Below are 14,471 nucleotides of genomic sequence, written 5' to 3' on the forward strand. Positions count from 1 at the left end.
CGGTCGACTCAGCAGGACGCTACGCGTGCGCCGCGGCTCGCGCCCGGCGGTGACGTACGCAACGCACGCAACACCTCAGGAGAGAGCAGAGCCGATCGCCAGGAACGCGACGAAGGCCGCCACGAAGAGCACCGTGCGGAGCAGGCCGGTGCGCAGCAGGCGCGACTCGGCGGCCGTGAGCCGGCGAGGTGCCGGACGGCTCGAGCCGGAGTGCGCGATGTTCGCCATGCCGCAGACACTACCAGGCCGGGGCCAACATGGAAGTTCGGTGCACCGAAGATTCGTGCCGCCGATGCCGCGGCCGTCCATCGATACCCTGGATCGGTGCCCGACGCCCACCCCTCCTCGACGCCGCCCTCCGCGACGCTGTCCTCCTCGATGCAGGACTACCTCAAGGTCATCTGGACGAGCCAGGAGTGGGACGACACCCCCATCTCGTCCAAGGCGCTCGCCGACCGCTTCGGCGTGACGCCCTCGACGGTCTCCGAGGCGCTCAAGAAGCTCGCCGCCCAGGGGCTCGTCGACCACCGACGCTACGGAGCGGTCACCCTCACGGCGTCGGGTCGGTCGGCCGCGCTCGCGATGGTCCGCCGCCACCGGCTCGTCGAGACCTTCCTCGTCGAGTACCTCGGCTACGCCTGGGACGAGGTGCACGACGAGGCCGAGGTCCTGGAGCACGCCGTGAGCGACGACTTCGTCGAGCGGCTCGCTGAGCGGCTCGACCACCCCGAGTTCGACCCCCACGGCGACCCCATCCCGACGGCCGACGGTCGACTGCCCGCGCTCGACGCACGCCGACTCGTCGACGTCGAGGCACCTGCCGACCTCGTCGTGGTGCGCGTCTCCGACGACGACCCGGCCCTGCTGCGCCACCTCGTCGAGCTCGGGCTCGTCCTCGGGGTCCGTGTGCACCTGGACGAGCGGCACGACTTCGCGGGCACCCTGGCCGTCCGGATCGACGGCCGCACGCTCGACGTCGGCCACGTGGCTGCGGCGGCGATCTTCGTCTCGCCCGCCTGAGACCCTCTGCACGCCACCACCCGGCGTCCTGGCCACCGACCTCGCGCGGACCGCTGCGGCGGAAGCGACCCACGAGTAGCGTTTCGTCCATGAGCCTGTCCGAAGAAGTCCGCATCGCCCTCGACGGCAAGTGGCGCCACGTGCGCGAGCAGTCCCGCAGGGAGCTCGCCGAGATGGACCTGGCGTACGACCTCGACCTCGACATCGACGCCGCCCGCGAGCGGACGCTGCGCCAGCTGGAGGGTCTCGTCGACACCGGCGTCCCCGCCGCCGGCTTCCGCACCGAGCACGGCGGTGGCGGCGATCCCGGCATGGCGGTCACCGGCATCGAGATGCTGGCCCAGTTCGACCTCTCGCTCATGGTGAAGGCGGGGGTGCAGTGGGGTCTGTTCGGCGGCGCGGTCGAGAACCTCGGCACCGAGCGCCACCGCGACCTCATCCCGCGGCTCATCTCGCTCGACCTCGTGGGCTGCTACGCCATGACCGAGATCGGCCACGGCAGCAACGTGCAGCATCTCGAGACGACCGCCACCTTCGACGCGGACACGCAGGAGTTCGTCGTCGACTCCCCCACGCCGTCGGCCACGAAGGACTACATCGGCAACGCCGCCGCCCACGCCACGGTCGCCGCGGTCTACGCCCAGCTGGTCACCCGGGGCGAGAACCACGGTGTGCACTGCTTCATCGTGCCGATCCGCGACGAGAAGGGGCAGACCTGCGCCGGCGTGGAGATCGGCGACGACCGTCACAAGGGTGGGCTCGGCGGCGTCGACAACGGCCGTCTCGCCTTCCACCAGGTGCGCATCCCACGCGAGAACCTGCTCAACAAGTACGGCGACGTGGCCGAGGACGGCACCTACACCTCGCCCATCGAGGACGTGAACCGACGGTTCTTCACGATGCTCGGCACGCTCGTGCGCGGACGCATCAGCGTCGGGGGGTCGGCACTCGCCGCCGCCGAGGTGGCCCTCAGCATCGCCGGACGCTACGCCCTGGAACGGCGCCAGTTCGGCCAGGACGGCGAGCCCGAGGTGCTGCTGGCGGACTACCGCGTGCACCAGCGTCGCCTGCTCCCGCTCATCGCCCGTTCGTACGCCTACCGGTTCGCCCAGAACCAGCAGGTCTCGCGCATGGACCGGCTGCAGCGCTCGACGGACCCCGACCTGCAGGAGCAGCGTGAGCTCGAGGGCCGCGCCGCCGGCCTCAAGGCGATCATGACCTGGCACGCGTCGCGGACCATCAACGAGTCGCGCGAGATGTGCGGCGGCGCCGGCTACCTCGCCGAGAACCGCCTTACCGTGCTGCGCGGCGACATCGACGTCTTCACCACCTTCGAGGGCGACAACCACGTGATGCTCCAGCTGCTCAGCAAGGAGCTGCTCACGTCGTACGCCAAGGAGGTCGGTGGGCTCGACGCGGTCGGCATGGTGCGGTTCGTGGCCGAGACCGTGGCCGAGACGGTTCGTGAGCGGACGGCCGCCAGCCAGCTCATCCAGCGGCTCATCGACGCCGCGCCCACCGGTGGCGAGGCGCACGACCTGCTCGATCGCGGCACGCAGCTGAGCCTGTTCGAGGACCGTGAGGAACACCTGATCGAGACCGCCGCCCGGCGTCTGCAGCGGGCCGCGAAGGCCGAGGGCGACGAGGCCTTCCGCATCTTCAACGACGCGCAGGACCACCTGATCCGGTGCGGACGGGCGCACGTCGACCGGGTGGTGCTCGAGGCGTTCACCGCCGGCATCGCGCGCTGCGAGGACCCCGAAGCCGCCGACCTGCTGCGCAAGGTCTGCACGCTGTACGCGCTGAGCGTCATCGAGGACGACCTCGCCTGGTACATGGCCCACAACCGGATCTCCGACCAGCGCGCCAAGGCCGTGACCCAGCTGCTCAACGAGCAGCTGGGCGAGCTGCGCCCGCACCTGCTCACCCTCATCGAGGGCCTGGGCGTGCCGGAGGAGACGCTCGGCGCCGCGATGCTGCTCAAGCAGTGACCCCTCGACGCCTCGCGGGTGCCGTCGGCGCGACGGTCCTCCTCGTCACGTCGACGTCCGGATGCACCTCCCCGGACGTCGACGTCGAGGGCGTCGCGCGCTGGCAGGACCGCACCGACGACGCGTTCCGATCCGCCCTCGACGCGGCCGGCTCGCGGATCGCGCTGTCCCCGGACGACGAGCTGGCCGGGCTGGCGGACACGCAGCGGTGCGACCCCGACGACCTGAGCCGGGTCCGGCACCGGGTCGACGCGACGCTCGAGCTCGCCGAGCCGGCACCGGCCGACCTGGCCGACCGGGTCCGGGAGGCTGTCCCCGCCGAGTACCAGGTGGAGGTCGAGATCCGTCCCGACGCGGTGGTGCTCGGCGTCGTCAGCGGTTGCATCGACCTGCCGAAGATCCAGGGCGTCGACGTGTTCCTGGAGGGCCGCTACCGCGTCGACCCCTGACGCTCGGACCTGGGCGCTCGGACCTGGGCGCTCGGCGGTGGGACGTCACACCACGAAGGCGATCGCCAGCACCATCGGCAGGCTGACCAGCGACGCGATGCTGGTGACCACGGTCATCGACTTCAGGGCGCCCTGGGTGGTCAGGCCGAGCAACGACTTGAACATCCAGAAGAAGTTGGAGTTCACCGTCAGCGCGAACATCGCACCGGAGGCGATCGCGAGGCCGATGGCGATCGGCGCCACCTCGATGGAGGTGAGCACCGGGCCGATGATGCCCGCGGCGGTGATGGCGGCGACCGAGACGGAGCCGATGGCCAGGTGCAGGACGGCGGCGATGAACCAGGCGAGCAGGACGCTCGTGACCACGGCCGCGCCCTCGCTGGCCGAGAACAGCCCGGCGAGCGTGGCGTCGAGCCCGGTGGCCTCGATGACGGCGCCGAGCGAGCCGCCGATGCCGGTGATCAGCAGGATCTCGCCCGTCGTGTGGAAGCCGGTCTTGAGCGCCTTGTCGGTCCGCTCGGTGCCCGCGGCCGCGCGGGCGAGGACGTAGGCGCCGAGCAGTCCCACGAAGAGGGCGACGTTGGCGTTGCCGATGAAGGCGATGAAGGCGTTGGAGAAGTCGAGCAGCTCCGCGAACGCACCGAAGGCGATCATCACGAGCGGCACGAGGATCGGCAGCAGCGACGTGAACAGCGGCACCTCGACGTCGTGGAGCGTGTCGCGCTCGCCCGGGCCAGTGCCGGCGGTGTTCTGCTCGACGCCGTCGTCGTAGTCGATCGGGTCGTCCTCGGCCTCGTCGGCCTCGGGCTTCCACCAGCCGGCCCGCAGCATCAGCCCGAACAGGTAGGTGGTGATGACGGCGGTGAGCGGACCGAGGACGATGCCGTAGAGCATCCACGTGCCGAGGGGGACGTCGAGGAGTCCCGCGATCGAGACCGCCGCGAGCCCGGGGATCACGAACACGTAGCCGGCGAAGATCCCGGTGCCGATCGCGCCGGCGAGGTGCGCCAGGCCGCGTGGGCCGACGTGGGGTGCCGACGAGCGCGCGATGGGCGCGGCGAGCACGACCTGGACGTCGACGTAGATGGACGGGAAGACGGTGGAGAGTGCGCCGGTGAGGGCGTAGGGCAGACGCTTCGCGCCCACGACCTTGAGCAGGGCGTGCACGAGCTTGCGGAAGGTCCCGAGCGAGTGCAGGAGCGCCCCGATGAGCACGCCGAAGCCGATGAGCAGGCCCACCTCGGCCATGATCGAGCCGAAGCCCTCGGTGATCGCCGTGATCGTGTCCGCGAACCCGACCCCGGCCGCGAGGCCGAGGTAGAGCGAGGCGATCACCAGCGAGATCACCGGATCGACCTTCACCCAGATGATCAGCCCGACGACCAGCACAATGGCGATGGCTGTGTGGACGACCTCCACGTCGATCCCCCCTCGTTCGATGTGGGGCTCACCCTAGGCGACGTCGGCTCGACCGGGTCGACGCCTGCGGCTGCGCTGCGCGAGTCGTCGCCGGCGGCGGCGTCGCCTCGGTCGGGCGCTGGCCTGCGGCTGCGTCGCGTCGCGTCGGCCGAGCGCTCGCTTGCTGCTGCGTCGCTGTCGCTCCGAGTCGGGTCGGTCTCCGAGACGGCCTCGACCGGAGCGGTGGGTCTGCGCCCGGCCGGGTCTGCGGGGCGCGGCCGGGTTCTCGCTTGCTGCTGCGTCGCTGTGGCTCCGAGTCGGGGCGGTCTCCGAAAGGGCCTCGACCGGGCGGGGGGTCTGGGCTCGGGTGGGTCTGCGGGGCGCGGCCACCATTCTTCATCTGCGCGTGATCCACGAACGATTGGTCCTTCGCGTGGACCGTGCCTCGCGAAGGAAGCATCGTGGCGACGACAGGGGCCCATATGGGCAGGGATTCTCCCTCTCCGTGGAACGGTCCACGAGAAGGGAGAATCCCTGCCCACTCCCGCCCACCGGGGACGCACGATTCTGCCTTCAAGTGCAGAAGCCCGAACGATGCTGCGTTCGCTACGGGATCCGACCACGAACGCAGCATCCTTCGACGTTTCACGCACGACCGCAGAACCCTGCGTCCCCCGAGCCACGCTCCGCGTGCTCGCCCGACCCCGGACCCGTCCGCCGGTCGAGGCCCTTTCGGAGCGCAGGTCGACTCGCAGCCACGGCGACGCAGCAGCAGCGGAAGACCCACCCGGGACGACGCTGCACCAGCAGGTCCACTCGGAGCCGACGCAGCCGCATCCGCAGGTCGAGGTTCAGCGCGACGGCGGCCGCGTGCCCCAGGCGACGCCCACGTGCACCATCGTCACGAGAAGGACGAGCCCGGCGTCGCCGATCCCGGCGTCGTACTCCGGTCGCGTCCAGGCGTAGACGAAGCCGACGAGCGTCCCGATCCCGCTCACCCAGGCCACCACCTGCGTCCTCCGCGTCGCCCAGCGGTGCGCCTTGGCGATGGTCGCAACCACCGCTCCCACGACACCGATCCAGAGGACGACCGAACCGAACGGGCGGGCGCCCTCACCGAGCACGAGGCGCAGCAGGAACGGCACCGTCAGCGCGCCCACCACCCACACCCACGGCCGCGCGACCAACGGCACCGTCGCCGGGGCCGTCGGCGCGGTCACGTGAAGTCGACCTGCCGCAGCCCCCGCAGCAGCGTGTAGGCCGCCTGCTGGTCGTCGGCGTCGAGCTCGGCCACGCCGAACTTCACGTCCATGAGGGCCTCGGTGGCCGCCTCGACCACACGCTCACCCTCGGGCGTGAGGGTCGCGAAGGTGCGCCGCCGGTCGGCCGGATCGGGCTCGCGGACCACGAGTCCGTGCGCCTCGAGCCTGTCGATCGCGTTCGTGACCGACGTAGGATGCACCATGAGCCGTTCGCCGATCTTGCTGAGCGGCAGGCGCCCCTCGCGGCTGAACGAGATGAGCCGGAGCACCTCGAACCGGGCGAACGTGATGCCGTGCGGCTTCAGCGCCGCGTCGAGCCGACCGATCACCAGCTGCTGCACCCGCATGATCGACGTCGCGAGCCGCATGGCCGTGGCGTCGCCGATGCGCTCCTCCCACAGCTCCCCGGCCCGTTCCAGCGGGTCGAACGCGAGCCGCGGCGTGGGGGGCACGGAGGTCATGGCGGCAGTCTACCCAGGGTGGACGATTAGTTGGATGTCCGACTATTGTGGTTCCTATGGCTGACCTCCACGTCCCGTCGAACCCGGTCCGACTCGTCACCGCGTCGGCGCTCTTCGACGGCCACGACGCCTCGATCAACATCATGCGGCGCATCTTCCAGAGCCAGGGCGCCGAGGTGATCCACCTCGGGCACAACCGCTCCGTCAAGGAGGTCGTCGACGCCGCCATCGAGGAGGACGTGCAGGGCGTCGCGGTCTCGTCCTACCAGGGCGGGCACGTCGAGTACTTCGAGTACCTGGTCGAGTCGCTGCGGGAGCAGGGCGCCGGCCACGTCCGCGTGGTCGGGGGTGGCGGCGGTGTCATCGTGCCCGAGGAGATCGCCCGGCTCCGCGACTCCGGCGTCACGATCTTCTCCCCCGAGGACGGCCAGCGCCTCGGTCTCGTGGGCATGATCAACTCCGTCGTCCGCGACTGCGACGTCGACCTCACCACCCTCGGCGACTTCGACGTGGACGCGGTGCTCGCCGGCGACCGCGCAGCCGTCGCCCGGGCCATCACGCTCGCCGAGACCGGGCGCCTCGCCGACGCCGACCGCCAGCGCCTGCAGGACGCCGCAGCCGCGCACCCCTCCCCCGTCCTCGGCATCACCGGCACCGGCGGATCAGGCAAGTCCTCGCTCACCGACGAGCTCGTGCGTCGCTTCCGCGTCGACCAGCAGGACAAGCTGCGCGTGGCCGTCCTCGCCGTCGACCCCACCCGGCGTCGCGGCGGCGGCGCCCTGCTCGGCGACCGCATCCGGATGAACTCCCTCGACGGGGAGCGGGCGTACTTCCGGTCGCTGGCCACCCGTGGCTCCCACGAGCTGCCCGACTGCCTCGACGACGTCGTCGCCGTGCTCAAGGCCGCTGCGTTCGACCTCGTGGTCGTCGAGACCCCCGGCATCGGCCAGGGCGACGCCGCGATCGTCCCGCACGTCGACACCTCGATGTACGTGATGACGCCGGAGTTCGGCGCCGCGTCGCAGCTGGAGAAGATCGACATGCTCGACTTCGCCGACGTCGTGGCGATCAACAAGTTCGAGCGGCGCGGGGCCAAGGACGCCTACCGCGACGTCGGCCGCCAGCTGGTCCGCAACCGCGAGGCCTTCGGCAAGAAGCCCGAGGACATGCCGATCTTCGGCACGTCGGCCGCCACCTTCAACGACGACGGCGTGACCGCGCTCTACCAGCACCTGCGCGACGCCCTGGGCGAGCGCGGGCTGCCCGTCGCCGAGGGCGTGCTGCCGCCCGTGGACGTGCGGTACTCCAGCGGCATCCAGGCCGTCGTGCCCGCCGACCGTGTGCGGTACCTGTCCGAGATCACCGAGACGGTGCGCGGCTACCACGCCGAGACCGAGCGTCTCGCCGACGCGGCTGACCGCGCCCAGCGCCTGGAGACGACCGCGACCGAGCTCGCCGACGCCGACCTCGACGCCTCGGGAGTCACCGCGCTGCTCGAGACCGCCCGCAAGGCCGTCCCGCACGACGTCGCCGACCAGATCGAGCAGTGGCCGGCCGTCGTCGAGGCCTACTCCGGCGACGAGCAGGTCGTGACGGTCCGCGACAAGGAGATCGTCACCCAGCTCACGCGGGAGTCGCTCTCGGGCACCAAGGTCCCGCGCGTCTCGCTGCCCCGCTTCACCGGCCACGGCGACCTCGTGCGCTTCTGGCGGCGCGAGAACCTGCCCGGGCACTTCCCGTACACGGCGGGCGTCTTCTCGTTCAAGCGCGACGGCGAGGACCCGGCCCGCATGTTCGCCGGCGAGGGCGACCCGTTCCGGACCAACCGCCGCTTCAAGCTGCTGAGCGAGGACGGCGACGCGACCCGCCTGTCGACCGCCTTCGACTCGGTGACGCTGTACGGCCGCGACCCCGACCCGCGCCCCGACGTCTACGGCAAGGTCGGCACGTCGGGGGTCTCCGTGGCCACGCTCGACGACATGGAGGCGCTCTACGACGGCTTCGACCTCGTGTCGCCGTCCACGTCGGTCTCGATGACCATCAACGGTCCCGCGCCCACGGTGCTGGCCTTCTTCCTCAACACCGTCGTCGACCAGCAGGTGGCCCGCTTCCGGGAGAAGGAGGGCCGCGAGCCCACCGAGTCCGAGCACGCCGAGCTGCGCTCCTACGCGCTCAAGAACGTCCGCGGCACCGTGCAGGCCGACATCCTCAAGGAGGACCAGGGCCAGAACACCTGCCTGTTCTCCACCGAGTTCAGCCTGCGGATGATGGGCGACATCCAGCAGTTCTTCATCGACGAGGGCGTGCGGAACTTCTACTCCGTCTCCATCTCCGGCTACCACATCGCCGAGGCCGGGGCGAACCCCATCAGCCAGCTCGCCTTCACCCTCGCCAACGGGTTCACGTACGTCGAGTCGTACCTGGCGCGCGGCATGGACATCGACGACTTCGCGCCCAACCTGTCGTTCTTCTTCTCCAACGGCATGGACCCGGAGTACTCGGTGCTCGGCCGGGTGGCACGACGCATCTGGGCCGTGGCGATGAAGGAGAAGTACGGCGCGAACGACCGCAGCCAGAAGCTGAAGTACCACGTGCAGACGTCGGGTCGTTCCCTGCACGCGCAGGAGATGGACTTCAACGACATCCGCACCACGCTGCAGGCGCTCATCGCGATCTACGACAACGCCAACAGCCTCCACACCAACGCCTACGACGAGGCCGTCACGACCCCGAGCGCGGAGTCCGTGCGCCGCGCGCTTGCGATCCAGCTCATCATCAACCGCGAGTGGGGGCTGGCCATGAACGAGAACCCGCTCCAGGGCTCGTTCATCATCGACGAGCTGACCGACCTCGTGGAGAACGCCGTGCTGGCCGAGTTCGACGCCATCAACGAGCGCGGCGGCGTGCTGGGCGCGATGGAGACGGGCTACCAGCGCGGACGCATCCAGGACGAGTCGATGCTCTACGAGCACCGCAAGCACGACGGCTCCCTGCCGATCATCGGCGTGAACACGTTCCGACGTCCGGAGTCGGAGGTCGAGGCGCCGACGGTCGAGCTGGCCCGTGCCACGGAGGCCGAGAAGCAGTCGCAGCTCGACCGCGTGCACGCCTTCCAGGAGACGCACCGCTCCGAGGCCGAGGCCGCGATCGCCCGACTCAAGCAGGCTGCGGTCGAGGGCGACAACGTGTTCGCCGTGCTCATGGACGCCGCCCGCGTCTGCTCCCTCCAGCAGGTCACCGAGGCGTTCTTCGAGGTGGGCGGTCAGTACCGGCGCAACGTCTAGGACAGGGTCTCGCGCGCTCCCGCCACCCACGCACGGAACGCCGCTCGAGCCCCTCCTGTTCGCTCCCGCCGACGCGCGCCCGCGCTCCATCTGCGCTACCAAGGAGGGGTAGGACGCGGCCCCCCAGCACCCGACGGTGCGGCCGCGGACTCGGAGGGAATCGAGATGGACACCTGGATCTGGATCGTCATCGCCGTCGTGGTGGCACTGCTGCTGCTCGGCCTCGTGGTGTCGGTGGCCCGCAAGAGCGCCGACGCCAAGCGCCGTCACCGGCTCGAGCAGGAGCAGCGGGATCGGCAGAAGGCCGGCACGCTCCGTGACGAGGCGCGCGAGGCCGCCGTGGCCGCCCAGCAGACCGAGGCCGGCGCCGCCGTCGCGCGCGCCGATGCGGACGAGGCCCGTCTGGAGGCCGACCGCCTGGAGAAGCACGCCGTCGACCTCGAGAACGAGGCCGCCGAGGTGCAGGGAGCAGCCGACGACCGGCTCGCCGAGGCCGATCGCCTCGACCCCGACGTGCCCGACGCCGGGCGTGACCACCGGGCGACGGACCAGGGCTCGGTCGGCGAGGCTCCGCTGACCCCGGGCACCGAGGCGCCGGCCGCCGACCCGACGGCGCATGGCTCGCACGTCGCGGACGGGCACGGCGTGACCGATCGACCCGTCGTCGACCCGGAGCCGTTCGAGACGCCGGGCGAGCACCGCACGTCCCCGCCCCGGGCCTGAGCGTCGGCACGGAGGCGGCGCCGCTCATCGAGTCGCGCCGCCTCGGGTCCCGGTCTACGTTCGTGTCCACGCCTCCGGTCGTCGATCAGGCCCCATGACAAGGAGCTCGCCATGAGCACGCACGACCACGACCCCGCCGCCCCCGACCCGAGGCACGCTGACCCGAGGCACGCTGACCCGAGGCACGACGAGCCGAGGCAGGCCGACACGACCGCGGACGTCGACCACCGGACACCGGTCGTCGACCGCAAGGAGGTCGTCGAGAGGCAGAAGGAGCGCTTCGGCGGCGTCAAGATCGTCTGCGCGTTCTTCGGCTGGGTCACCGCGACCGGCATGACGGTGCTGCTCACCGCGCTCGTCGCCGCGGCCGGCGCCGGGGTCGGCCTGGTGTCGGGCACCGACGTCACCGACGCCGCCGCCGACCAGGGCTTGTCGGCCGACGAGATCGGCTGGGCCGGCGTCGCGCTGGTGCTGGTCGCCGTCCTCGTGTCGTACTACAGCGGCGGCTACGTGGCCGGCCGCATGGCGCGCTTCGACGGCATCCGTCAGGGCATCGCCGTCTTCGCGTGGGCCGTCGTCGCGGCGATCGTCGTCGCGGTCCTCGGTGCCGTGGCCGGGACCCGCTACGACGTCTTCGACCAGCTCAACGCCTTCCCGCGCATCCCGAGCGACCTGTCCGACCTGAGCCTCGCCGCCGTCGTGCTCCTCGTCGGCGTGGTCGCGGCCGCACTCGTCGGCGCCATGCTCGGCGGACTGGCGGGCATGCACTTCCACCGCAAGGTCGACCGCGAGGGCCTCGGCCGCTGAGCCGGAGCGAGCCCGGGGTCCGCGACCGACGTCGTGGCCCCGGGGTTCGTCGCGCTCGGCGCCCGATACGGTCGGTCAGGTGACGACGCACCCCACCTACGCCCAGGTCGCAGCCCTCCCGACGGTGCACGAGCACGTGGTGGGGCCCGAGCACCTCGACGAGAACCGCCACATGAACATCGGGCACTACTTCACCTTCGGCGGGCACGCGATCTGGGCCCGTCACCAGGACGAGCTGGGCATGCCGGAGACCTACATCTCCGAGCGGGGCCTCACCACGTTCACCGCGGAGCAGCACCTGCGCTACCTCGGCGAGTCCCTCGAGGGCGACCGGATCGGGGTGAGCGTGATCATCGTCGACCGCAGTGACAAGGTGCTCCACGCCGCGGCGCTGATGACCAACCACACCCGGCAGGAGCTGTCCTGCGTGATGGAGGCGGTCTCGGTCCACGTCGACTTCGCGACCCGCCGGCCGACCCCCTTCCCCGACGACGTCGCCGCCCTGCTCGACGCCGCCATCGCCACCGACCGCACCGACTGGGACCTTCCCCTCAGCGGCGGCCTCGGAGTGCGTCGCTGACGTCTCGACGGGCGAGGCGACCCCCGATGGGGTAGCAAGGACATCGACGAGAGGGACACTCATGGATGGCTGGGTCTGGATCGCGGTCGCAGTCGTGGTGGTGCTGGTGGTCGCTGGGTTCGGCATCGCCTCGTGGCGGGGCCGTGACGGCGCCGAGCGTCGGGCGGCACAGGCCGAGGCGAGACAGCGGGCGCAGGCCCGGCGCGAGGACGAGTCCGGCCCGTCGTGACGCTCGACGACCTCGGCCACGACGTCGACGTCCCCCGCGTGGCGCGCCGCGTGGTGAGCCTCGTGCCGTCCATCACCGAGGGCCTGGCCGTCGCCCGCCCCGACGCGCTCGTGGGCGCCACCGACTGGTGCACCCACCCCACCGACCTCGAGGTCGCGCGCGTGCGTGGCACCAAGAACCCCGATCGCGCCGCGATCGAGCAGCTGCGTCCGGACCTCGTGGTGGCGAACCAGGAGGAGAACCGCGAGCTCGACGTCCGACGTCTGCGGGAAGCCGGCGTGCCGGTGTGGGTCACCCGGATCGAGACCGTGGACGAGGCGCTCGGGTCGCTGCGTCGTCTGTTCGACGAGGCGCTCGGGTGGGGTGTGCCCGACTGGCTCGTCGCGGCGGAGGACGCCTGGAGCGGCCCGGCGCCGGCGGCGCGCGGCACCGTGGTCGTGCCGATCTGGCGTGACCCGTGGATGGTCGTCGGTCCGCGCACGTTCACCGCCGACCTGCTGCGCCGGCTCGGGTGGACGGTGTCGGTGGGGCGGTGGGCACCGAGCGCCGAGCGGTACCCGCACGTCGAACTGGCCGACGTCGACACTCCGGACGTCGACCTGGTGCTGCTGCCCGACGAGCCCTACGTGTTCGGGCCCGACGACGGTCCCGAGGCGTTCACGTCGGCGCCGACGCGGCTCGTGTCGGGCCGGCTGCTCACCTGGTACGGACCGTCGCTGGTCGAGGCGCGAACCGCCCTCGACCTCTGAGGCGTCCACTCACCCTGGAGATCACTCACTCACCATGGCGTGCACGCCATGGTGAGTGGGGTGTTCCGCCGGTGAGCTCACGATTCCCATCAGGTGATGGGAATCGCGAACCCGGGCGGGTCAGGACTGGCGCTGCGAGGCGGCCTTGCGCTCGAGCACGCGACGCTCGGCCTTCTGCTTCTCCAGGGGGGTGATCTCGAGCTTGTGCTTGGACACCACGTAGGGCGTCTCGCCGACGATCGCGTTGTGGCTGCCGGAGAACAGGTACTTGCTCGACAGGTTGATGAGCGTCGCGAACCGGTTGCGGTTGCCCAGCAGGGTCGCGATGTGCAGGGCCACCCAGATGATCCAGGCCGGGAAGCCCGTAAGCTTCGGCATGTAGGTGATCTCCGCGACGGCCGACGACTTGCCGATCGTGGCCATGGTGCCCTTGTCGGAGTACTTGAACGGCTTCACCCGGTCGGCCTTGCCCTTGAGCTCGGCCTTGATCAGCTTGGCGACGTGCTTGCCGCCCTGGATCGCGGGCTGCGCGAGCTGCGGGAGCGGGTCGGGGCCGATCGCGATGTCACCGATGGCGAACGTGTCGGCGCGATCCTTGACGCGCAGGTGCTCGTCGACCTCGATGCGGCCGCCGCGGCCCTGCGGCACGTCCCAGTCGAGCACCGTCGGGTGCGCCGTGACACCCGTGGCCCACACCACGATGCCGGCCGACAGGAACTCGGTCTCGCCGTCCTTCTCGACGACCACGCCGTCCTCGCGGACCTCCTTGACGGCCGTGTTGAGCCGCAGGTCGACGTCGCGCTTGAGCAGCGACCGCTCGGCGTAGGCACGGAGCTTCTCGTCGAACGGGCCCAGGACGTTCGGGGCCATCTCGAGCAGGGTGACGTGGATCCGCGCGCGGTCGAGCTCGGGGTACGTCGTCGGCATGTCGTTGTTGCGGAACTCCGCGAACGCGCCGGCGGTCTCGACGCCGGTCGCACCGCCGCCCACGACGATGATGCGCAGGTCCTCGTCCTGGCCGTTGATCGCGAACTCCTCGAGGTTCTCGAACAACCGGTCGCGCACCTGCAGCGCCTGCGAACGCTTGTAGAGCGGGAGCGAGAACTCCTCCGCCCCGGGGGTGCCGAAGAAGTTGGTGGTGACTCCGTTGGCGAGCACCAGGTAGTCGTACGTCACCGAGACCTCGCCGTGCAGGCTCAGCACCTTGGCCTGGTGGTCGATGTTCGTGACGATGCCCTTCACGAAGCGCACGTTCTTCTGGTCGGCGCGCACCGCACGCAGGAACCAGGTGATGTCGCCGGGGTTCAGCGACGCGGTCGCGACCTGGTACAGCAGCGGCTGGAAGGTGTTGTACGTGTGCCGGTCGATGAGGGTGATGTCGACGTCGGCGCGCTTGAGCTTGCGGACGAGCGACAGGCCTCCGAATCCGCCTCCGACCACGACGACGTGGGGGCGCTTTCGGGCGGGAACGACGTTGCTGCTCATGCCTCAGACTCTACTCGCGCCGTTCCGGGGGCC

Annotated in this window: 14 protein-coding genes; 9 read left to right on the top strand and 5 right to left on the bottom strand. The window is 70.9% G+C overall.

The genetic code is table 11. From position 1 onward, the window contains the following. Positions 1 to 75: 75 nt before the first annotated feature. On the bottom strand, positions 76 to 228 hold the full coding sequence (locus NUV38_RS12615; protein ID WP_257729453.1) for a hypothetical protein: 153 nt from the start codon (positions 226 to 228) through the stop codon (positions 76 to 78). Positions 229 to 324: 96 nt separating this feature from the next. Here NUV38_RS12615 and NUV38_RS12620 point away from each other — a divergent pair, with 96 nt between their 5' ends. The 3 genes from NUV38_RS12620 to NUV38_RS12630 all read left to right on the top strand — a co-directional run bounded on the left by NUV38_RS12620 (position 325) and on the right by NUV38_RS12630 (position 3,460). Next, a complete protein-coding gene (locus NUV38_RS12620) occupies positions 325 to 1,020 on the top strand; it encodes a metal-dependent transcriptional regulator (RefSeq protein ID WP_308219696.1) in 696 nt (231 codons plus the stop codon). 89 nt (positions 1,021 to 1,109) lie between these two features. Next, on the top strand, positions 1,110 to 3,011 hold the full coding sequence (locus NUV38_RS12625) for an acyl-CoA dehydrogenase (protein ID WP_257729454.1): 1,902 nt from the start codon (positions 1,110 to 1,112) through the stop codon (positions 3,009 to 3,011). Beyond that, positions 3,008 to 3,460, top strand: a complete 453-nt coding sequence (locus NUV38_RS12630; RefSeq protein ID WP_257729455.1) for a hypothetical protein — start codon at positions 3,008 to 3,010, stop codon at positions 3,458 to 3,460. Before NUV38_RS12625 ends, NUV38_RS12630 begins: the two co-directional genes overlap by 4 nt. 45 nt (positions 3,461 to 3,505) lie before the next feature. On the opposite strand, the gene NUV38_RS12635 is transcribed toward NUV38_RS12630, so the two are convergent. The 3 genes from NUV38_RS12635 to NUV38_RS12645 all read right to left on the bottom strand — a co-directional run bounded on the left by NUV38_RS12635 (position 3,506) and on the right by NUV38_RS12645 (position 6,581). Then, positions 3,506 to 4,879: a GntP family permease gene (locus tag NUV38_RS12635; protein ID WP_257729456.1), complete on the bottom strand. Its 1,374-nt coding sequence runs from the start codon at positions 4,877 to 4,879 to the stop codon at positions 3,506 to 3,508. Between the two features lie 830 nt (positions 4,880 to 5,709). Continuing rightward, on the bottom strand, positions 5,710 to 6,078 hold the full coding sequence (locus NUV38_RS12640; RefSeq protein WP_257729457.1) for a hypothetical protein: 369 nt from the start codon (positions 6,076 to 6,078) through the stop codon (positions 5,710 to 5,712). Further along, complete coding sequence (locus tag NUV38_RS12645) at positions 6,075 to 6,581, bottom strand: MarR family winged helix-turn-helix transcriptional regulator (RefSeq protein ID WP_257729458.1); 507 nt, start codon at positions 6,579 to 6,581, stop codon at positions 6,075 to 6,077. Before NUV38_RS12645 ends, NUV38_RS12640 begins: the two co-directional genes overlap by 4 nt. A gap of 56 nt (positions 6,582 to 6,637) precedes the next feature. On the opposite strand from NUV38_RS12645, the gene icmF reads away from it, so the two are divergent. From icmF to NUV38_RS12675, 6 genes are all read left to right on the top strand, one after another. Further along, complete coding sequence (gene icmF / locus NUV38_RS12650) at positions 6,638 to 9,865, top strand: fused isobutyryl-CoA mutase/GTPase IcmF (protein ID WP_257729459.1); 3,228 nt, start codon at positions 6,638 to 6,640, stop codon at positions 9,863 to 9,865. A gap of 165 nt (positions 9,866 to 10,030) precedes the next feature. Beyond that, on the top strand, positions 10,031 to 10,588 hold the full coding sequence (locus NUV38_RS12655) for a hypothetical protein (RefSeq protein WP_257729460.1): 558 nt from the start codon (positions 10,031 to 10,033) through the stop codon (positions 10,586 to 10,588). 111 nt (positions 10,589 to 10,699) lie between these two features. After that, positions 10,700 to 11,395 (top strand): hypothetical protein, encoded by a 696-nt coding sequence (locus NUV38_RS12660; RefSeq protein ID WP_257729461.1) that lies wholly within the window; start codon positions 10,700 to 10,702, stop codon positions 11,393 to 11,395. Positions 11,396 to 11,474: 79 nt separating this feature from the next. Continuing rightward, entirely contained in the window at positions 11,475 to 11,975 is a 501-nt protein-coding gene (locus tag NUV38_RS12665; RefSeq protein WP_257729462.1) for a thioesterase family protein, read from the top strand. A gap of 61 nt (positions 11,976 to 12,036) precedes the next feature. After that, positions 12,037 to 12,204 (top strand): MmpS family transport accessory protein, encoded by a 168-nt coding sequence (locus NUV38_RS12670; protein WP_257729463.1) that lies wholly within the window; start codon positions 12,037 to 12,039, stop codon positions 12,202 to 12,204. Continuing rightward, positions 12,201 to 12,953, top strand: a complete 753-nt coding sequence (locus NUV38_RS12675) for a helical backbone metal receptor (protein ID WP_257729464.1) — start codon at positions 12,201 to 12,203, stop codon at positions 12,951 to 12,953. Before NUV38_RS12670 ends, NUV38_RS12675 begins: the two co-directional genes overlap by 4 nt. Positions 12,954 to 13,073: 120 nt before the next feature. Here NUV38_RS12675 and NUV38_RS12680 read toward each other — a convergent pair whose 3' ends face one another. Further along, the gene (locus NUV38_RS12680) at positions 13,074 to 14,438 is read right to left on the bottom strand and encodes an NAD(P)/FAD-dependent oxidoreductase (protein WP_257729465.1); all 1,365 of its coding nucleotides are present in this window, start codon (positions 14,436 to 14,438) and stop codon (positions 13,074 to 13,076) included. Positions 14,439 to 14,471: the final 33 nt, after the last annotated feature.

Origin of the sequence: Aeromicrobium sp. 50.2.37 (assembly GCF_024655735.1) — a bacterium.
Classification (GTDB): domain Bacteria; phylum Actinomycetota; class Actinomycetes; order Propionibacteriales; family Nocardioidaceae; genus Aeromicrobium.

Bases quoted from the DNA above. Each gene is read 5' to 3' on its own strand.
- NUV38_RS12615 (WP_257729453.1), bottom strand. From the start codon at position 228: ATGGCGAACATCGCGCACTCCGGCTCGAGCCGTCCGGCACCTCGCCGG.
- NUV38_RS12625 (WP_257729454.1), top strand. From the start codon at position 1,110: ATGAGCCTGTCCGAAGAAGTCCGCATCGCCCTCGACGGCAAGTGGCGC.
- NUV38_RS12645 (WP_257729458.1), bottom strand. From the start codon at position 6,581: ATGACCTCCGTGCCCCCCACGCCGCGGCTCGCGTTCGACCCGCTGGAA.
- icmF (WP_257729459.1), top strand. From the start codon at position 6,638: ATGGCTGACCTCCACGTCCCGTCGAACCCGGTCCGACTCGTCACCGCG.
- NUV38_RS12655 (WP_257729460.1), top strand. From the start codon at position 10,031: ATGGACACCTGGATCTGGATCGTCATCGCCGTCGTGGTGGCACTGCTG.
- NUV38_RS12660 (WP_257729461.1), top strand. From the start codon at position 10,700: ATGAGCACGCACGACCACGACCCCGCCGCCCCCGACCCGAGGCACGCT.
- NUV38_RS12670 (WP_257729463.1), top strand. From the start codon at position 12,037: ATGGATGGCTGGGTCTGGATCGCGGTCGCAGTCGTGGTGGTGCTGGTG.
- NUV38_RS12680 (WP_257729465.1), bottom strand. From the start codon at position 14,438: ATGAGCAGCAACGTCGTTCCCGCCCGAAAGCGCCCCCACGTCGTCGTG.